This window comes from Neisseria sp. P0018.S001, assembly GCF_051957355.1.
Lineage (GTDB): Bacteria > Pseudomonadota > Gammaproteobacteria > Burkholderiales > Neisseriaceae > Neisseria > Neisseria subflava_A.
Genome location: NZ_JBQCWN010000005.1, coordinates 152,931 through 172,654, shown reverse-complemented (window position 1 = coordinate 172,654; position 19,724 = coordinate 152,931). Strand labels below are relative to the sequence as shown.

18 protein-coding genes are annotated in these 19,724 nt (G+C 54.1%); 8 read left to right on the top strand and 10 right to left on the bottom strand.

Features of this window, described 5'->3' with window-relative positions; translation table 11 throughout:
- Positions 1–182: 182 nt before the first annotated feature.
- The 5 genes from dksA to ACTHTJ_RS05335 form a co-directional block, all read right to left on the bottom strand.
- A complete protein-coding gene (gene dksA, locus ACTHTJ_RS05355) occupies positions 183–599 on the bottom strand; it encodes an RNA polymerase-binding protein DksA (protein WP_049344904.1) in 417 nt (138 codons plus the stop codon).
- Between the two features lie 233 nt (positions 600–832).
- Positions 833–1,390, bottom strand: coding sequence for a YggT family protein (locus tag ACTHTJ_RS05350; RefSeq protein WP_070584544.1), 558 nt, complete (start codon positions 1,388–1,390; stop codon positions 833–835).
- 2 nt (positions 1,391–1,392) lie between these two features.
- Positions 1,393–2,190 carry a pyrroline-5-carboxylate reductase gene (gene proC, locus ACTHTJ_RS05345; protein ID WP_070584542.1) on the bottom strand — a complete coding sequence of 266 codons (798 nt, stop codon included), beginning with the start codon at positions 2,188–2,190 and terminating at the stop codon, positions 1,393–1,395.
- A 90-nt stretch (positions 2,191–2,280) separates the two neighbouring features.
- Entirely contained in the window at positions 2,281–2,676 is a 396-nt protein-coding gene (locus ACTHTJ_RS05340; protein ID WP_070584541.1) for an RNA-binding protein, read from the bottom strand.
- Positions 2,673–3,386, bottom strand: coding sequence for a YggS family pyridoxal phosphate-dependent enzyme (locus ACTHTJ_RS05335; RefSeq protein ID WP_070584539.1), 714 nt, complete (start codon positions 3,384–3,386; stop codon positions 2,673–2,675). Before ACTHTJ_RS05335 ends, ACTHTJ_RS05340 begins: the two co-directional genes overlap by 4 nt.
- Positions 3,387–3,503: 117 nt before the next feature.
- Between ACTHTJ_RS05335 and ACTHTJ_RS05330 the strand changes: the two genes are divergently transcribed.
- From ACTHTJ_RS05330 to yccS, 3 genes are all read left to right on the top strand, one after another.
- Positions 3,504–4,550 carry a type IV pilus twitching motility protein PilT gene (locus ACTHTJ_RS05330; protein WP_070822537.1) on the top strand — a complete coding sequence of 349 codons (1,047 nt, stop codon included), beginning with the start codon at positions 3,504–3,506 and terminating at the stop codon, positions 4,548–4,550.
- Between the two features lie 86 nt (positions 4,551–4,636).
- Positions 4,637–5,866, top strand: a complete 1,230-nt coding sequence (locus ACTHTJ_RS05325) for a PilT/PilU family type 4a pilus ATPase (RefSeq protein ID WP_049322964.1) — start codon at positions 4,637–4,639, stop codon at positions 5,864–5,866.
- 163 nt (positions 5,867–6,029) lie between these two features.
- Positions 6,030–8,165: a YccS family putative transporter gene (yccS, locus tag ACTHTJ_RS05320; RefSeq protein ID WP_070584535.1), complete on the top strand. Its 2,136-nt coding sequence runs from the start codon at positions 6,030–6,032 to the stop codon at positions 8,163–8,165.
- Between the two features lie 167 nt (positions 8,166–8,332).
- Here yccS and ACTHTJ_RS05315 read toward each other — a convergent pair whose 3' ends face one another.
- Complete coding sequence (locus tag ACTHTJ_RS05315; RefSeq protein WP_070584533.1) at positions 8,333–9,511, bottom strand: phosphoglycerate kinase; 1,179 nt, start codon at positions 9,509–9,511, stop codon at positions 8,333–8,335.
- A 194-nt stretch (positions 9,512–9,705) separates the two neighbouring features.
- Here ACTHTJ_RS05315 and ACTHTJ_RS05310 point away from each other — a divergent pair, with 194 nt between their 5' ends.
- Complete coding sequence (locus ACTHTJ_RS05310) at positions 9,706–11,055, top strand: M16 family metallopeptidase (RefSeq protein ID WP_049344911.1); 1,350 nt, start codon at positions 9,706–9,708, stop codon at positions 11,053–11,055.
- 58 nt (positions 11,056–11,113) lie between these two features.
- The gene (locus tag ACTHTJ_RS05305) at positions 11,114–12,412 is read left to right on the top strand and encodes a M16 family metallopeptidase (RefSeq protein ID WP_070584531.1); all 1,299 of its coding nucleotides are present in this window, start codon (positions 11,114–11,116) and stop codon (positions 12,410–12,412) included.
- Between the two features lie 251 nt (positions 12,413–12,663).
- On the opposite strand, the gene glmS is transcribed toward ACTHTJ_RS05305, so the two are convergent.
- The 4 genes from glmS to ACTHTJ_RS05285 all read right to left on the bottom strand — a co-directional run bounded on the left by glmS (position 12,664) and on the right by ACTHTJ_RS05285 (position 17,128).
- A complete protein-coding gene (glmS, locus tag ACTHTJ_RS05300; protein ID WP_070584530.1) occupies positions 12,664–14,502 on the bottom strand; it encodes a glutamine--fructose-6-phosphate transaminase (isomerizing) in 1,839 nt (612 codons plus the stop codon).
- 161 nt (positions 14,503–14,663) lie between these two features.
- Entirely contained in the window at positions 14,664–16,037 is a 1,374-nt protein-coding gene (glmU, locus tag ACTHTJ_RS05295; RefSeq protein WP_049344914.1) for a bifunctional UDP-N-acetylglucosamine diphosphorylase/glucosamine-1-phosphate N-acetyltransferase GlmU, read from the bottom strand.
- A gap of 98 nt (positions 16,038–16,135) precedes the next feature.
- Entirely contained in the window at positions 16,136–16,420 is a 285-nt protein-coding gene (locus ACTHTJ_RS05290; protein WP_070584528.1) for a membrane lipoprotein lipid attachment site-containing protein, read from the bottom strand.
- Between the two features lie 60 nt (positions 16,421–16,480).
- Entirely contained in the window at positions 16,481–17,128 is a 648-nt protein-coding gene (locus ACTHTJ_RS05285; protein WP_070712485.1) for a pyrimidine 5'-nucleotidase, read from the bottom strand.
- Positions 17,129–17,192: 64 nt separating this feature from the next.
- Here ACTHTJ_RS05285 and ACTHTJ_RS05280 point away from each other — a divergent pair, with 64 nt between their 5' ends.
- From ACTHTJ_RS05280 to ACTHTJ_RS05270, 3 genes are all read left to right on the top strand, one after another.
- Positions 17,193–18,194, top strand: a complete 1,002-nt coding sequence (locus ACTHTJ_RS05280; protein ID WP_296183986.1) for a thiamine ABC transporter substrate-binding protein — start codon at positions 17,193–17,195, stop codon at positions 18,192–18,194.
- Positions 18,195–18,306: 112 nt separating this feature from the next.
- On the top strand, positions 18,307–19,152 hold the full coding sequence (locus ACTHTJ_RS05275) for a mechanosensitive ion channel family protein (RefSeq protein ID WP_070624847.1): 846 nt from the start codon (positions 18,307–18,309) through the stop codon (positions 19,150–19,152).
- 76 nt (positions 19,153–19,228) lie between these two features.
- Entirely contained in the window at positions 19,229–19,696 is a 468-nt protein-coding gene (locus tag ACTHTJ_RS05270; protein ID WP_070826392.1) for a CinA family protein, read from the top strand.
- The last annotated feature ends 28 nt before the right edge of the window (positions 19,697–19,724 follow it).

Below are 19,724 nucleotides of genomic sequence, written 5' to 3'. Positions count from 1 at the left end.
TAATCAGGTATCCAAGGGGGATTATGGGGATATTTGAGTAGAATCAGTGGATATTTGAAACAAAAACAGCCGAAAATCTTTGTTTAGATTTCGGCTGTCGGGGGAAGGACTTTTTTGCAAAGGTCTCAGGCCGTCTGAAATGCTCTTTCAGACGGCCTTTTGAGGTTTCTATATCTATATTCTTAGTCGGCGAACTGTTTTTTCATTCGTTCGCGTCGCTCTTGCGCTTCTACGGACAATGTCGCGGTCGGACGTGCCAGCAGGCGTTTGAGGCCGATGGGTTCGCCGGTATCGGCACAGAAACCGTAATCACCTTCGTCAATGCTGCGGATAGTCGCTTGCACTTTATTGAGAAGTTTACGCTCACGATCGCGGGTGCGCAGTTCTAAAGCGTATTCTTCTTCTTGAGTAGCTCGATCAGCAGGATCGGGAGCGGATTCGTGCTCTTGAAGATGGCCGGTAGTGGTGTTTGCATTTTCAATCAGCTCTTCTTGCATTTTAACCAGTAGTTCGCGGAAGAAGGCCAATTGGTCGCTGTTCATGTAGTCCTCTTCAGGACCATCCCAGTTTAAAATATCTTGTTCTGTCAGCTTTGCCATGGTGTCTGCTTTCGGTTTGTTGTTAATGATTTGGATGCTACGGGTTTGCTTTTATTGGGTTTTCTTGAATTTCCGTTTTGGAAATTGGGCGAATCATATCATGTTTTACCTATTCATTTGTTCTTTATATTTCGATTTGCACTTTTTTGCACTACCTTACACCTAAATGTATTAAAGCGCTTTTTAGGACGTTGTATTTTTGGTCGTTAATACCTGCTGCGCTTTCAGACGGCCTATTGAAGCAACCATAGGTTGGTTTGCTGGATAAGTTGGGGAAACCATCGGGCCAGCCACAACCATAATAAGAGTGCCAACAAACTGCCTGAAAAATCGTATCGCCCTACGCGCAAGAAGGAAAACGGTTTGAGCAATGGTTGTAGAATTCGTTCGATGGCATAAGTCAACGGCGAATAGCGGCCCTGTATGCTGGACACCATTCTAATAATCAGACCGATAAATAATGTATAGGCCGCGGCTTTCAGCATATGGAGTACGGCAAACCAAAAGTTTGCCAAAATCAGCTTATTGCTGATGGACAGCGCCGGCGAGATGAAAATAATGGCGGTACAGGCAAGGTAGTACACCAGAAAACCTGAAGGCAAACAGTACCAATCGGTTTTCTTACCGGATGGAAATGCTTTTTGCCAAGGTTTGGTCAGCCAGCCTGTTGCCTGTATGCTGAATTTGAGCAGGGGGTGTTCTGCTGCCAATCCTGCGTATCGGAGCAAAAAGCGCGTGATACACAGGATGGCAACAGCGTCTGCCAATAATAAGAGCAAGTCGCCGCGCATGTTCAGACGGCCTTATATTGTTGCGCCATTTCTTGCGAACGTTTGACGCAGGCTTCTACGCCCTGTTCGATGGCTTCGGCAACGTGACGGGCTTTGAAGGTTTCGATGGCTTCGTGTGTCGTGCCACCTTTGGAAGTTACGTTTTGCTGTAATTGTGCGAATGCTTCGCCGGTTTGTTCGGCCAAAGCCACTGCGCCTTTAAATGTAGCGAGGCTCAGTTCGCGTGCGTCTTGTTCATTAAAACCTTGTGCCAAAGCCGCATTTTGGAGCGCGCCCAACAAATAGAAAACATAGGCGGGGCCGCTGCCGCTGATGCCGGTAATATTGTGGAGTTGCTCTTCCTCGTTCAGCCAAACGGTTGTGCCGACAGAGCGCATGATGCCGTCTGCAGCTGTACGGTCTGCTTCTGAAACGCCTGCATCGGCAAACATACCGGATACGCCCAAGCCGATTTTGGCCGGCGTATTGGGCATGATGCGCACGATACGGCGTGTACCGCCCAGATAATGGCTGAGGGTATCGATGGACAAACCAGCTGCTACGGACAACACCAGCGCACCATTCAAACGGATGTTTTGACAGGCTGCCTGCATGTCTTGCGGTTTGACGGCGAGGATGAGGACGTCGTCCGCACTCAATTCGGGCAGGTTTTCAGAAGTGGCTACGCCCAATTCTTGCACCAGTTGCTCCCGTCTTTCGGCGCCGCGTTCGACAATGTGGACACGATAGCCGTCTTGTTTGACCAAACCGCCTGCAATGGCAGTCGCCATATTGCCGCCGCCTAAAAAGTAGATGTTCATAAATTTCCTTAATTTTTTAAATCAGATACATTTGCTGAGGTCGTCTGAAATACCGTTTCCATCATACCGACAAAATTTCAGACGACCTTTTTACCAACGGACGCTTTCAGGCAGTGATGTTCGGTATAAACCCTGTTTTTCCAAACAATCCAATCCTTCTTTTTTAAAAGTTTCCGCTAAAGGGCGTTTATCGCGGGTTTGCCAAGCTAGCCCGCAAGCTTCAAACTTTTTGATTTTCCTACTGAAATAATCATTAGCTGCGGTACGATAAGCATTATCGTCAATAGAATAATTCCCGTCCGCCAAACGCTTCCCGCGGAAACCCTCGATAGAAGGCGGCGGTTCGCCTTTAATTTCCCAAAAATCTATTGCTGCCGGCTTTTTGGGTTTGCACCAGCCCGATAAGGACTCACATTGATACCAGCCCATCAACCGACAACCCGTTAAGGTCAAACCAAGCAAAACGACCGAGATAATCTGTTTCATTGGCTGCCTTCTCCTTTTTGTTTTTGTTCCCGTCTGCCGAAAATCGCGCTGCCGATGCGGACATGGGTTGCGCCGCATTCTACCGCGATTGGCATATCTCCGGACATACCCATAGACAAAACATCTGCTTCGACGCCTGCCGCGTTCAGCTCAGCCAACAGCCGTTGCATGGTATGAAACTGGCTGCGTAACTCATCGTCGCTGCTGTCGGCCTTGGCCACACACATCAATCCGCGCACTTTAATATTCGGCAACTTGGCCACTTCAAGAGCCAACTCGACCGCTTCATCGGGCGCTACGCCGTGTTTCGCCTCTTCCGTGGCAATGTTCACTTCAATACACACCTGCAACGGCGGCATTTCAGACGGCCTTTGTTCACTCAACCGCCGCGCCGTTTTCAGACGGCCTATCGTATGCACCCAATGTGCGCGTTCGGCCACAAATTTGGTTTTATTAGACTGCACATCGCCGATAACGTGCCAAACAATATCCGGCAGATCGGCCAACGTTTCCGTTTTTTCAAACCATTCCTGAATATAGTTCTCGCCGAAATCGCGCTGACCGGCCGCATACACTTCACGGATATCGTCTGCCGGAAAGGTCTTGCTGACCGCTACCAGCTTTACCGCATCCGCAGGCCGTCCGGCAGCCTCAGCCGCCTGTTCAACCGCCCGGCATACGTCCTGATAGTTTTGTTGCAATACCGACATGGTTTTCTCCTTTAACCCGTTCATCACTCGGCATTTTGAAAATTTTACTTGGTCGAACGGATTTATCTATTTAAAATAAAGCGATTTTATTATTCTAAACCAAAACAAGGCCACATTATGCAGATTACCGACTTACTCGCGTTCGGCGTGAAAAACAAAGCCTCCGACCTCCATTTGAGTTCGGGCATTTCCCCTATGATACGCGTACACGGCGACATCCGTCGCATCAACCTGCCCGAGATGAGTTCGGAAGAAGTCGGTACCATGATTACCTCGGTCATGAACGACCACCAGCGCAAGCTCTATCAACAGGATTTTGAAGTCGATTTCTCATTTGAGCTGCCTAATGTTGCCCGTTTCCGCGTCAACGCCTTTATGACCGAACGCGGCCCGGCCGCCGTATTCCGTACCATTCCGAGCACCGTTCTGACGCTGGAAGAATTGCGTGCACCGCGCATTTTCCAAAAAATTGCCGAAAATCCGCGCGGTTTGGTCTTGGTAACCGGCCCGACCGGTTCGGGTAAATCCACCACGCTGGCGGCGATGGTCAACTACATCAACGAAACCCAACCGGCCCACATTCTGACCATCGAAGACCCGATTGAGTTCGTCCATCAAAGCAAAAAAGCGCTCATCAACCAACGCGAGCTGCATCAGCATACCCACAGCTTCACCAACGCCCTGCGTTCCGCCCTGCGCGAAGACCCCGACGTGATTCTGATCGGCGAGATGCGCGACCCTGAAACCATCTCCCTCGCCCTGACCGCCGCCGAAACCGGTCACTTGGTTTTCGGCACGCTGCACACGACCGGCGCCGCCAAAACCATCGACCGTATTGTCGACGTATTCCCTGCCGGCGAAAAAGAAATCGTACGCTCCATGTTGTCCGAATCCTTGCGCGCCATCATTTCCCAAACCCTGCTGAAAACCCGCGACGGCAACGGCCGCGTCGCCGCACACGAAATCCTGATTTCCACACCGGCCGTGCGCAACCTCATCCGCGAAAACAAAATCGCCCAAATCAACGCCGCCCTCCAAACCGGTCAGGCCCACGGTATGCAAACCCTCGATCAAGCCCTGCAAACCCTTGTCCGCCAAGGCACCATCAGCCCCGAGATGGCACGCAGCAAAGCGCAAAACATCGAAAACCTCTCTATTTTCTAAACTATACTCAGGCCGTCTGAACCCCATCATCCCGTTTTCAGACGGCCTTTGAGCCTGACCGAATACCCGTTTTAAAGAGAATCATCATGAGCGATCTCGCCCCTCTGCACGACCTGTTAAGCGAAATGGTGCAAGCCTACTCACAAAAAAACCAAGCACCGCACATCCCCACCCCGGCCGAAATCGGCACGCATCTTCACCCCCTGCTCGACCGTATGTGTGAAGAGGCCGAAAAACGCAACGCATCCGACATCTTCATCAGCGCAGGCTTTCCCCCAGCCATCAAAGTCGGCGGCACCCTCACGCCCATGCCCCACAAAGCGCTGACCGGCGCGGACACCGCCGCCATCGCCGAATCCACCATGAACCCCGACCAGCTCGAAGCCTTCAACCGCGACTGGGAAATCAACTATTCCGTCCAATCGCGCAGCAACACGCGCTACCGCGTCAACGCCTACCACGAGCAAGGCCGCGTCGGCATGGTATTGCGCCGCGTCAGCCAAGACATTCCCGAAATGAAGACCCTCGGCTTACCCGAAAAGCTCCAAGAGCTTGCACTCGCACCACGCGGCCTGCTAATCCTCGCCGGCCCGACCGGTTCGGGTAAATCCACCACCATGGCCTCCATGCTCAACTACCGCAACCAAAAGCTGCCCGGCCATATCGTTACCATCGAAGACCCCATCGAGTTTATCTACAAACCTTGCCGCAGCATCTTCACCCAGCGCGAAATCGGCATCGATACCGACAACTGGAAAATCGCCGTTCAAAGCGCCATGCGTCAAGCGCCCGATGTCGTCTGTATCGGCGAAGTCCGCAGCGAAGAAAGCATGGAATACGCCCTCCAACTGGCTCAAACCGGCCATCTGTGCGTTTTCACCATCCATGCCAGCACGGCCTCCCAAACCATCGAGCGCATCATCAACTTCTATCCGGAAGACCGCCGCCAACAAGTTTTGATGGATTTGGCGTTAAACCTCGTCGGCATCATCGGCCAACGCCTCACCGTCAAGAAAAACCGCCAACGCACGGCCGTTACCGACCTCCTGCTCAACACGCCGGCCATGCAGGACTTGATTTTCAAAGGCGAATTGCTGGAAATCCGCGACCTGATGGCACGCTCCGGCAGCAACGGCATGCAGACGTTCGACCAAAACCTCTTCAACCTCTACGCACAGGGCCAAATCGAACTCAGCGAAGCCCTGCGCCAAGCGGTATCCGCCAACGATTTGCGCCTGCGCATTCAAATGCACGACGAGGGCAACAATACCGAACGCCTCTACGACCGCATCAGCGACCTCAACCTGATGACCTGATGACGCAGGCCAAACAAGGCCGTCTGAACAGATGTGGAAACGAAATCAAGTATTTTCCCGTATCCGTTCAGACGGCCTTATCCTATCTCAAGCATTCTGAAACCGACTGAAAATCCTGTTAAAATCCAATCATTCATCTCATAACAAATAAAACAACCCAATCATGAAAACTCCGCCGCTCAAACCTCTGATCATTGCCTCCCTACCCGTCTTCGCCAGCGTGTTCATCGCCGCCACCCTCGTTTGGCACTTCGACACGCCCAAGCTCGTCATGCCCTTCGTACTCGGCATTATTGCCGGCGGTTTAGTCGATTTGGACAACCGCCTCACAGGCCGTCTGAAAAACATCGTCATCACCGTTGCCCTGTTCACCCTCTCCTCGCTGCTTGCCCAAAGCACCATCGGCACAGGCGTTCCCTTCATCTTGGCCATGACCCTGATGACTTTCGGCTTCACCATCCTCGGCACCGTCGGCCTCAAATACCGCACCTTCGCTTTCGGTGCGCTCGCCGTCGCCACTTACACCACGCTGACCTACACACCCGAGACCTACTGGCTGACCAACCCCGTCATGATTCTGTTGGGCACTGTCCTATACAGCGTCAACACCCTGATCTTCCAAATTATCCTGCCCCACCGCCCCGTCCAAGAAACCGTCGCCAACGCCTACGACGCACTCAGCAACTACTTCGATGCCAAAGCCGACTTTTTCGATCCCGACGAAGCCGCATGGTTGGGCAACCGCCAAATCGACTTGGCCATGAGCAACACCGGCGTGATTACTGCCTTCAACCAATGCCGCGGCGCACTTTTCTACCGATTGCGCGGCCAACACCGCCATCCGCGTACCGCCAAAATGCTGCGCTACTACCTCTGCGCGCAAGACATGCACGAACGAATCAGCTCCGCCCACGTCGATTACAGCGAAATGGCCGAGCAGCTCAAAAATACCGACCTCATCTTCCGCATCCGCCGCCTGCTCGAAATGCAAGGCCAGGCGTGCCGCAACGTTGCCGCCTCCCTGCGCAACAACAAACCCTACGCATACAGCAAACGCCTCGGCCGCGCCATGGAAGGCTGCCGCCAGTCCCTCAGCCATTTTGCCGAGACCCATGCCGACAATGCCAACCTCCACAATATCCGCCGCCTGCTCGACAATCTCAGCAGCGTCGATTACCAACTGCGGCAACTGCAAAACGATGCGTCCCTTGCCGAAAACGACAACGCCGACACTCGCATCGCCGCCCTTGAAAACACCAAGTTCCGCAATATCGGTGAAACCGTCATCAGCCAACTCAATTTCGACTCCGGCGTCTTCCGCCATGCCACCCGCCTCTCCATCGTCGTGGCCGCAGCCTGCATCATTGTCGAAATCCTTCATCTCAATCTCGGCTACTGGATTCTGCTGACCGCCCTTTTCGTCTGCCAACCCAACTACACCGCCACCAAAAGCCGCGTGTACCAACGCATTGCCGGTACGATTCTCGGCGTGATTGTCGGTTCTCTCGTCCCCTACTTCACCCCGTCCGTTGAAACCAAGCTCTGGATTGTCATTGCCAGCACCACCCTGTTCTTCATGACCCGAAGCTACAAATACAGCTTCTCCACCTTCTTCATCACCATCCAAGCCCTGACCAGCCTCTCGCTTGCCGGTTTGGACGTGTACCACGCCATGCCCATCCGCATCATCGACACCATCGTCGGTTCCGTTATCGCATGGGCTGCCGCCACCTACCTCTGGCCCGATTGGCGTTACCTCACTCTCAGCCACACCGCCGCCCAAACCATCACTGCCAACGGCCGTTATCTCGACGCCATCCTCGACCAGCTGCAAAACGGCAGCCGCGACGATTTCGACTACCGCCTTACCCGCCGCCAAGCCCATGAAAGCACCGCCGCCCTCAGCAGCACCCTGTCTGACATGAGCAGCAACCCGAAAAAATACCAAGACCGCCTGCAAGACGGTTTTACCCTGCTCAAAACCAGCTATGCGCTGACCGGCCACATTTCCGCGCTCGGCGCATACCGCGACCAAGTCCGAATCGACGGCAACGACGGCTTTGCGCCCTATGCCAAGCTAACCCACCACATCGCCGAGTTGCTGACCCAAATGCCCCAAACCGACCCCGAGGCTTTTGAAACGGCCATGACCCAAATCCGTCAGGAATTTGCCGAGCTTGAACAAAACACACAAGCGCAGCAAGACCACATCCTCAAACACCAGCTCGACCTGATCATCCGCCAGCTTACCCCGTGCTATCAGGCATTGCACCGACAAGCCGACGTAGAGGCCGTCTGAAAAGAGCCGGACGCTTTCCAGCCTGTTTAGCAACAAGTCTGCCAATCATCAGCGTTGAATCCAGCTGAACCCTTTCTCCAATAAACACCTAAAAACAAAAGGCCGTCTGAAACCTGATTTCCAGATTTCAGACGGCCTTTATTTTTAACAATCGATATTAAAACCGATTACGCGCTGCGTTTTTCCAAGGCAGCAACGGCAGGCAACTCTTTGCCTTCCAAGAACTCAAGGAACGCGCCGCCGCCGGTAGAAATGTAGCTGATTTGATCGGTTACGCCGAATTTGGCAATCGCCGCCAAAGTGTCGCCGCCGCCGGCAATCGAGAACGCATCGCTTTGGGCAATCGCTTCGGCCAATACTTTGGTACCGCCGGCAAATTGGTCAAACTCAAACACGCCGACCGGGCCGTTCCATACGACCGTACCGGCAGCTTTGAGTAAATCGGCCAAAGCAGCGGCAGATTTAGGGCCGATGTCCAAAATCATGTCGTCTTCGGCAACGTCGGCAATGTCTTTCACCACAGCTTCCGCATCGGCGGCAAAGGCTTTAGCGACAACCACATCGGTCGGCAGCGGTACGGAGCCACCTTTGGCCGCCATTTTCGCCATGATTTTTTTGGATTCTTCCACCAAATCGTGTTCGGCCAAAGATTTGCCGATGGCTTTGCCTTCTGCCAACAGGAAAGTATTGGCAATGCCGCCACCGACGATGAGTTGGTCGACTTTATCGGCCAAAGATTCGAGGATGGTCAGTTTGGTAGACACTTTGCTGCCGGCAACGATGGCAACCATCGGATGAGCAGGTTGTTTCAGGGCTTTGCCCAAAGCATCGAGTTCGCCCGCCATCAACACGCCGGCGCAGGCAACCGGTGCGGCTTGGGCAACGGCTTCAGTCGAAGCTTGGGCACGGTGGGCGGTACCGAATGCGTCGTTGACGAACACGTCGCACAAAGAAGCGTAGGCTTTGCCCAGCTCCAAGTCGTTTTTCTTCTCGCCTTTGTTGATGCGCACGTTTTGCAACATCACAACATCACCGGCGTTCAAAGTCGGTTTGTTTTCACGCCAGTCGTTCAATACTTTCACGTCTTTACCCAACAGTTTGCCCAAATGCGCAGCAACAGGCGCTACATCGTCTTCAGGATGGAATTCGCCTTCGGTCGGACGGCCGAGGTGGGTCATCACGATCACAGACGCGCCGTTGTCCAAGCAGTATTTAATGGATGCGAGCGAAGCGCGGATACGGATGTCGTCGCTGATGTTGCCGTCTTTGAACGGTACGTTCATATCGGCGCGGATCAGAACGGTTTTACCTTGAACATTTTGTTCGTTCAGTTTCAAAAATGCCATGATGATTCCTTTGTGATGGTTGGAAACGGGAATGTTTGGGATTATCCGCGAATGAGGCGCGACGGTAAAGATTGGCAACGGCCGCGCTTGATGTGAATCAGCAGATAAAGTCTCAGGCCGTCTGAAACATTCGGCCAATCTTTCAGATTTTCCGCTATACTTTGGCGATTGATTTTCATTTTACGGATTGAACCATGTTACGCCGAATTGCTTTAATGCTTGCCTTCGCGCTGCCTGCCGCCTCATGGGCGCAGACGCTTTCTGAAACCCTGCCCAACGGTCTGAAAATCATCGTCAAAGAAGACCACCGCGCGCCTGTGGCCGTTTCGCAGATTTGGTACAAAATCGGCAGCGTGGATGAAAAACCGGGCAAAAGCGGCCTGAGCCACGCTTTGGAACACATGATGTTTAAAGGCACGAAAGACGTTCCCTCCGGCGAATTCAACCGCCGCGTATCCGAGCTGGGCGGACAAAACAATGCCTACACCAACCGAAATGAAACGGTGTATTACGAAAACGTCGCCGCCGCCAACCTGCCCGAGATTCTGAAGCTCGAAGCCGACCGCATGCACAACCTCAACTTCAGCGACAAAGAATTCCTCAACGAGATGAACGTCATCCGTGAAGAACGCCGCCAGCGCACGGAAGACACGGCCGACGGCAAAATGTGGGAACAAGCCTATCTTGCCGCCTTTACCCAACCGTCGATGCGCGCCTCCGTCATCGGCTACATGAAAGATTTGCACACCCTAAAAGCCGACGACCTGCGCGCGTGGTACAAACAATATTACGCGCCCAACAATGCCGTATTGGTCATTGTCGGCGATGTCGATGCCAAACAAACGCTTCAGACGGCCGCCAAACTCTTTGGCGATATTCCGGCCAAAGCCCAGCCGCCGCGCAACAAACTCCATACCGAACCCTATTTGCGCAAGCCTGTTACGGTCAAAGCCACTTCTCCGGTTACACACCAGCCGCTGATTGCCATCAACTTCCGTGTACCGAAACTCCAAAAACTCGATGACACGATGCCTTTCGCCCTCGACATCCTCTCCGATATTTTGGCAGGCAACGCATCCAGCCGTTTTGATAAAAACCTCGTGCGCGGCAAGCAAACCGCATTGAACGCAGGAACGCATTACGACATCATCAGCCGTGAAATGCCGCTGTTCAGCGTAATGGCCATGCCTGCCGAAGGCGTGAAAACCGATACTTTGATTGCCCAGCTGCGCCAAGAAATCAAAGACATTGCCGACCACGGCGTTTCCGAAGAAGAATTGCAGCGCGTCAAAACCCAGGCAGCAGTCAACGAAATCTACGCCAAAGACTCCATGTCTTCCCAAGCCTCCATGATGGGCCGCCTCGAAGCGCGCGGTTTCCAATATACCGACGAACAAGAAATCCACCGCCGCTTACAGGCAGTCAGCGCACAAGAAGTACAGGCTGCCGCCCGGATGTTGACCGACGAGCGCATGAGTACCGTCATCATCGAGCCGCAAAAAGCTGCCGCCGCGCCAAGCAAAAAAGCTGCCAAACGCCGATAAACATCAGGCCGTCTGAAAGCCCATACCCTTTCAGACGGCCTTAACAGAAAGCCACAACATGAAACCCACCCTGCTCGCCCTTGCCCTACTCCTGCCCTTAAGCGTCCAAGCCGCCACCGACATCCAACGCTGGCGCAACCGCGACGGCACCCAAATCCTCCTTGTCGAACGCCACGAAAACCCCATCATCGACCTTGAAGTCAGCTTCAAGGGCGCAGGCAGCGTCGCCAATCCGGACGGCAAAAGCCAAGTTGCCGAATTTACCGCCGCCCTCCTGACCGACGGCACCCAAGAGCTGGACGAAGAAGCCTTCAATGCCGAAGCCGACAACATCGGCGCACAAATCAGCAGCGACAGCAATGCCGAAAGCGCATCCGCAGGCTTCCGCAGCCTCAGCAAAGCCGACATCCGCGACAAAGCCGCCAACTTGCTCAACCACTCGCTGACCCGTCCGCGCTTTGACGAAACCGTTTTCCGCCGCCGTCAAATCCAATCCATTACCGGCTTGCAACAACAAGAAACCACCCCCGACTACACCGCCACGCGCGAACTGACCAAGCTCATCTACCCGAACCACCCCTACGGCAGCGGCGCAAACATAACCGTCGACAGCCTCAAACAAGTTAGTCTGGACGACATCCGCACCTTCCACCGCACCCACTATGGCAAAGACAACGCCATCGTCGCCATCGTCGGCGACCTCAACCGCAAACAGGCAGAGCAACTGGTCGAACGCGTCCTCAAAGACCTGCCGGCCAAAGCCACCGCAACCCACGCCATCCCGCCCGTTCCCAAACAAACCGCCCAACGCCGCGACATCCCCTTTGCCGGCACACAGGCACAAGTCCTGCTCGGCACCTCCCTCATCAAACGCCACGACCCCGACTACTACGCCCTCGTTGCCGGCAACTACATCCTCGGCGGCGGCGGTTTCGACAGCCGCCTCATGAAAGTTTTGCGCGACCAACACGGCTACACCTACGGCGTATACAGCAGCCTCGCCCCGGCGACAGAAGAAGGCACGTTTGCCGTTTCCTACTCCACCCAAAAGAAAAACACCAAAGCCTCACTGGCCGACACCCAAGCCGTCATTGAGCAGTTTATCGCCGAAGGCCCGACCGAAGCCGAGCTGAAACAGGCCAAAGCCAACATCGTCGGCGGCTTTCCCCTGCGCTACGACTCCAACGACAAGCTGCTCAACTACCTGAGCCTGATCGGCCTCTACGACCTGCCCAACGACTACTTGGAAGCCTACCCCAAAGCCATCAACAGCCTGACCGTCGAACAAGTCCGCGACGCATGGCAACGCCGCGTCAAATTCAAAGACCTCAACACCGTCGTTGTCGGCGCAGAATAAAACGCTTTAAAACAACAGGCCGTCTGAAAGATTTTTCAGACGGCCTGTTTTCATTCTGTCGGTTTGCTTACTTGTCATCAGAGGCCACTCTAATCAATAAAATATCGGTCACAATCAGCTGTTGTTGTACATTTATAATGAAAGCAAAGACATCATAAATAGCATTTCTATTACTGAAACCAACAAATAAAAAAGGCCGTCTGAAACCTTGAAACAGGTTTCAGACGGCCTTTTTTTAACCGGTTTATTGCTTACTCAACCGTTACCGATTTAGCCAAGTTGCGCGGTTTGTCCACGTCTGTACCGCGTGCGAGGGCGGCGTGGTAAGACAGGAGTTGCACGGGGATGGTGTGCACAATCGGCGAGAGTACGCCGACATGGCGTGGGGCGCGGATAACGTGCACGCCTTCGGTGGCGTTGAAGTTGCTGTCGAGGTCGGCGAAGACAAAGAGTTCGCCGCCGCGTGCGCCGACTTCCTGCATATTGGCTTTTACTTTGTCCAACAGGCTGTCGTTCGGGGCAATCACGACAACAGGCATGTTCTCGTCCACCAAAGCCAACGGACCGTGTTTCAACTCACCTGCAGGATACGCTTCGGCGTGGATATAGGTAATCTCTTTCAGCTTCAATGCGCCTTCAAGGGCGATTGGGAAGTGGATACCGCGACCCAAGAATAGTGCGCTGGTTTTCTTGGCAAATTTTTGCGCCCAAGCGGCGATTTGCGGCTCAAGATTGAGAACGTGCTGAATGCTGCCGGGCAGTTGGCGCAATTCTTCAACGTATGCAGCTGCTTGCTCATCGGAAACCAGACCGCGTTGTTTGCCCAAGGTAACGGCCAAGCCGAACAAGACAACCAGTTGGGTCGTGAACGCTTTGGTAGAGGCAACGCCGATTTCTGCACCGGCGCGTGTATACAGCACCAACTCGCTTTCACGCGGCAGTGCGGATTCCATCACGTTACAAATAGACAGGCTGTGTTTGTGTCCCAAGGATTGCGCGTATTTCAGGGCTTCCATGGTGTCCAAAGTTTCGCCGGATTGGGAAATGGTGATGACCAATTGTTTCGGATCGGCAATCACGTCGCGGTAGCGGTATTCGCTGGCGATTTCCACATCGGTCGGCACTTTGGCGATGGATTCGAGCCAGTATTTGGCGGTCAGCGCGGCATAGTAGGACGTACCGCAGGCAAGGATTTTGATGCTGTGGATGTCGTCGAATACTTCGCGTGCATTCGCGCCGAAGTTTTCAGGCTCAAAACCGCCGTCCAAGAAGACTTCGGCAGTATCGGCGATGGCGCGGGGCTGTTCGTGGATTTCTTTTTGCATGAAGTGGCTGTATGGGCCCAACTCCAAAGAAGCCAAAGACAATTCGGACACTTTAATCGCGCGTTCGGTTTGCGCACCGGTTTTGTCGAGCAGTTTTTCGATACCGTTTGCGTTCAGCAGGGCGATGTCGCCGTCTTCCAAGTAAGCGATGCGGCGGGTAAAGGCGATCACGGCGGATACGTCGGAAGCGATGAAGGTTTCTTGGTCGCCCAAGGCCACCAACAGCGGGCAGCCCATGCGCGCAACAACCATTTGTTCGGGGTTGTCTTGTGCGATAACGGCAATGGCGTATGCGCCGTGGAAACGGGCAGTCGCAGCTTGGACGGCTTCAAACAGTTTGCCGCCGTTTTGTGTGTATTCGTGGTTGACGCTGTGGGCGATGACTTCGGTATCGGTTTGCGATTCGAAGGTGTAACCCAACGCTTGCAGGCGTTCGCGTTCGGCTTCAAAGTTTTCGATGATGCCGTTGTGGACAACCGCGATCATGCCGCCGGAAATATGGGGGTGGGCGTTAGGCTCGGTTACACCGCCGTGGGTTGCCCAACGGGTATGGCCGATGCCGATATGGCCGAACACGCCTTTTTCGCGCGCGGCGTCCTCCATCAGCTGCACACGGCCGACGCGGCGGACGCGTTTGATTTTGCCGTCCATGTTGACGGCGATACCCGACGAATCGTAGCCTCGGTATTCAAGGCGTTTGAGACCGTCGGTCAGAAAATCGACTACATTGTGATTGGCGCGAATAGCACCTACGATACCGCACATATAAGTTCCTTAGTATCAAAAGTTTGAGAAAATGACTGCTGCTCCGGCTCCCGAAAGCGGCAGTCGGAAAACGCCGTTTTATATTCATTGAAACGGCAAATCTGGGTTTCAGACGGCCTGTTGTTTCTCAAGGCCGTCTGAAAACAAATAAAAGACCGGCCTTACTTCTTATCGCCTTTTTCCGGACGCACCCAGCCTTCGATGACGGTTTGGCGAGAACGGGCGAGAACAAGTTTGCCGTCTTCGCAATTGCGGGTAATCGCGCTGCCCGCGCCTGTCGTCACTTTGTTGCCGAGGGTAACGGGGGCAACCAGTACGCAGTTTGAACCGATGCGCACTTCGTCGCCGATGACGGTTTTGTGTTTGTTCACGCCGTCGTAGTTGGCAATAATCGTGCCGGCGCCGAAGTTGGTTTTGCTGCCGATCTCGGCATCACCGATGTAGGTGAGGTGGTTGGCTTTGGTGCCGTTGCCGATGGTGGCGTTTTTGACTTCGACGAAGTTGCCGATGTGTACGTCGTCGGCCAGTTTGGCTTGCGGACGCAGGCGGGCGTATGGGCCGATTTGGTTGTTTTCACCGACTTCGCAACCTTCAAAATGGGAGAATGGGGCGATTTTGGTGTTGGCACCGATTTTGGCGTTCTTGATCACGCAGTTGGCACCGATTTCGACGTTGTCGCCGAGTTCGACTTCGCCTTCGATGACGACGTTGACGTCAATCACGACATCTTGTCCGTGTTTCAGACGGCCTCGTAAATCGAAACGTGCCGGATCGCGCAGGGTTACGCCTGCTTTGAGCAATTCTTGCGCCTGTTCGGTTTGGAAAATACGCTCGAGTTCGGCCAGTTGGAGTTTGTTGTTCACGCCGGCGGCCAGATGGGAGGCGCGGACTTGGACGGGATGAACTTTGATGCCGTCGGCAACGGCTTTGGCGATGAGGTCGGTCAGATAGTATTCGCCTTGGGCATTGTTGCTGGAAAGGCTGTTCAACCAAGCTTCGAGTTTGGCGTTGGGCAGAACCAAAATGCCGGTATTGATTTCTTTCACGGCCTTTTGGACGGCATCGGCGTCTTTTTCTTCGACAATGGCGGTTACGCTGCCGTTGCTGTCGCGGATGATGCGGCCCAAACCTGTCGGGTCGTTAGGCACGTCGGTCAACAAGCCGACTTCGTCGCCTGCGGCTTCGAGCAGGGTTTCGAGGGTGGCTGCGTCAATCAGGGGGACGTCGCCGTACAACACCAGCGTGCGGCCTTCGGCAGACAGGTGCGGCAGGGCGGTTTTGACGGCGTGGCCGGTACCGAGCTGTTCGGTTTGTTCAACCCAAACGACATCGCGTTTGACGGTGTCCAAGACTTGCTCTTTGCCGTGGCCGATGACGACGCAGATGTTTTGGGGATTCAGGGAGGCGGCGGTGTCGATAACGCGCTCAACCATGGGAAGGCCGCCGATGCGGTGCAGCACTTTGGGCATTTTGGAGTACATGCGCGTGCCTTTGCCGGCGGCGAGGATAACGATATTTAAAGCTGTCTGAGCCATGATACGGTTTCCGTTGTGGTTGTTTGAGGCCGTCTGAAAAGTGTGGCAACAAGTGTTGGTTGTTTTTCACTCCGTTTCAGACGGCCTTGGGGATATTGTTATTCGGTTGCTGGCTGTTGGTTGGCAAATTGCGGTTTTTGCCAGTGCTGGCCGGGTTCGCCGTGTTCAGCATGATCCGCTTGATTGGATTGGACGGCGCGGCGCTCAGGGCGGAACTGGTTGTAATTCATGTTTTTAGAATAAGTACCGTCCTGATAAACGATAGGTGTGCCGGTAGCATATTTTTGTCGTACGGCGGTACGGCCGGATTCGTTGGTGTAGGTTTCCCAAGAGCAACCGGCCAAAACGGCAGCGGCGGTCAGAATTAAAGCGAGTTTACGCATGATGTTGTCCTTGTTTTAAGTGTTGGAAATACTGTGTATTGTACTGGTTTTTTAAAAATTTCATGGCAGGTTTTGTGCAAAATCAAGCAAGCCCTGCATATCTTTTGCTATGCCGTCGGCAAATGGCAACGGATGGGCTTTTTCGCCGTACCAAACGGTCTTCATGCCCAAGGCTTTGGCTTGGTGCAGATTGTCGGCGCTGTCGTCCACCATGATGCACTGTTCGGGTTTGACGCCCAACAGGCGGCAGACGTTGAGATAGGCTTGCGGATTGGGTTTGTAGAACAGGCCGAAGTCGTCCGTGCCGAACAAGCCGTCAAAATGCGCTTCCAAGCCCAACGCTTCAACCAATGCGCGGACATAAAACGAAGGCCCGTTGGAAAATACGGCTTTTCGCCCTTTCAGACGGCCTAAAACGTCATCAGTTCCATCCATACCCTCCACCTTTGCCAAAATTTGCTTAAGTGGATGACTTTCACGCAAAAATTCATCGATATCGACTTCGGGGTGATGGATTTGCAAACCGGCAAGCGTCGCGCCGTATCGGTGCCAATAATCTTGGCGCAGGTGGGAGGCAGCTTCTTCGGAAAGTTTCAGACGGCCTGCCATGTATTCGGTCATGGCGCGGTTGATGATGTAGAAAATGCCGGCTTCGGCATTGTGCAAAGTATTGTCGAGGTCAAACAGCCAAACGGGGGAATGATTCATATCGTGCCTTGATATGCAGATTTTGTTATGATATTTCGTATTTTACCCGTACAAAGGAAAGAGAATGAAACTGAAATTGTCCACCCTCGCCCTGTTGCTGGCTTCGGCAAATCTGTACGCCCAAACCGAAGTGCGTCTGGCCGTGCACAAATCCTTCAGCCTGCCCCAATCCGTCATCGCGCAATTTGAAAAAGCCAACGATGCCAAAGTGTCCGTCATCAAGGCAGGCAGCGGCAACGAAATGCTCAACAAGCTGATTTTGAGCAAAGCCAACCCGATTGCCGATGCGGTTTACGGTTTGGATAACGCCAACATCGGCAAAGCCAAAGCCGCCGGCATCCTCGCCGCCAACCAACCCAAATCCGCACCCGTAACCGCCTCCCTGCCCGATGCGCTGGCTGTCGATTACGCCTATGTCGCCATCAACTACGACAAAAAATGGTTTGAACAGAAAAAACTGCCCCTGCCACAAACCCTGCAAGACCTGACCAAACCGGAATATAAAAACCTTCTGGTAACCCCGTCTCCCGCCACATCCTCGCCCGGCCTCTCCTTCCTCTTGGCCAACATCGGCGGCATGGGTGAAGAAGGCGCGTTCAAATGGTGGGCGCAAATGCGCCAAAACGGCGTGAAAGTCGCCAAAGGTTGGAGCGAAGCCTACTACACCGACTTCACCCAAAACGGCGGCGCCTATCCCCTCGTGGTCAGCTATGCCACCAGCCCGGCGGCCGAAGTCCACTACTCCAAAGGCAAATACAGCACCCCGCCCACCGGCAACCTCTTCCTCAAAGGCGGCACATTCCGCCAAGTTGAAGGCGCGGCCGTTTTGAAAGGTGCAAAACAACCCGAACTGGCGGCCAAACTGGTGAGCTGGCTGCAAAGCGGCGAAGTGCAAAAAGCCCTGCCTGCCGAAATGTGGGTCTATCCGGCAGTCAAAAACACGCCGCTGCCCAAAGTATTCGAGTTTGCCCAAACTCCGCAACACAGCGATTCCCCCAATCGCGCCGACATCAACACCAAGCAAAAACAATGGGTGAGCCGTTGGAGCAAAACCGTTTTACGTTAAACCGAAAAACTTAAAAACACATCAAGGCCGTCTGAAAAACCAAATCCATTAGTTTTTCAGACGGCCTTGTTTTACAATGACCTTTTAAACAACTTCACACGCACACACAATTATGAATTTCGATCTTCAAGTCCTCTCCTCCTTCTCCGGTTGGGAACAACTCGCCCAAACCGGCATGTCTTTCGGCATGAACCTGCTGGCCGCCTTGGCCATCTTCTTTATCGGCCGCTGGATCGCCACGCGCTTAGTAACACTGATGAAAGCCGCGCTGACGCGCGCCAAAGTCGATAAAACGCTGGTCAGCTTCCTCGGCAACGTCGCCAACATCGGCCTGCTGATCCTAGTCATCATCGCCGCACTGGGCAAACTCGGCATTCCGACCACTTCCGTGACCGCCCTGATCGGTGGCGCAGGTTTGGCGGTTGCCTTATCTTTAAAAGACCAACTGTCCAACTTCGCCGCCGGTGCGCTGATTATCCTGTTCCGCCCGTTTAAAGTCGGCGACTTTATCCGCGTCAACGGCTTTGAAGGCATCGTCCGCGAAATTAAAATGGTGCAGACCTCTTTGAGCACGCCGGACAACGAAGAAGTCGTCCTGCCCAACAGCGTGGTCATGACCAACAGCATCACCAACCGCTCTTCCCTGCCCCTGTGCCGCGCCCAAGTCGTTGTCGGCGTCGACTACGCCTGCGACTTGAAAGCCGCCAAAGCCGCCGTATTGAGAGCGGCAACCGAGCATCCATTATGTGTTCAAACCGAAGAACGACCTGCCGTCGTATACATTACCAACCTTGGCGACAGCGCCATCGAAATTACCCTTTGGGCGTGGACGCAAGAAGAAAATCTCGGCCCGTTCCGATTCGCCCTGAACGAGCAAGTGGTTGAAAACCTGCGTGCCGCCAACATCAACATCCCATTCCCACAATGTGATGTCCACCTCATTCAGCCGAAAGCCTGATTTCAGCTTTCAGGCCGTCTGAAACCCGGCGGGTCAAACGCCCGCCCCATTTCACCCTTTTCCATAAGGAGCCGCCATGTCCCATCTGCAAACCATCGCCGAACACCTGACCAGCCGCCGTCAAACCGTTACCTGCGCCGAGTCCTGCACCGGCGGCCTGCTTGCAGGTGCGCTGACTTCCCTCTCCGGCAGCTCGCAATGGTTTCACCAAAGCTTCGTCACATACAGCAACCAAGCCAAACAAGACCGCCTCGGCGTCATGCCCGATACTTTGCTGAAACACGGCGCGGTCAGCCGCGAGACCGTCTATGAAATGGCACGCGGCGCAAAAGCCGTCGCGCAAGCGGATTACGCCTTGAGTATTTCCGGCATCGCCGGCCCTGGCGGCGGTAGCGCAGCCAAACCGGTCGGCACAGTCTGGTTCGGCCTGGCCACGCCCGAAGGATCGTTTGAGCAAACCGCGCTTTTCACAGGCGACCGCGAAGCAGTAAGGGCGCAAGCCGTCGAATACGCATTGGCTTTCTTGGCGGAACATTTGGTTTGATAGAAAAAACTCAGGCCGTCTGAAATCT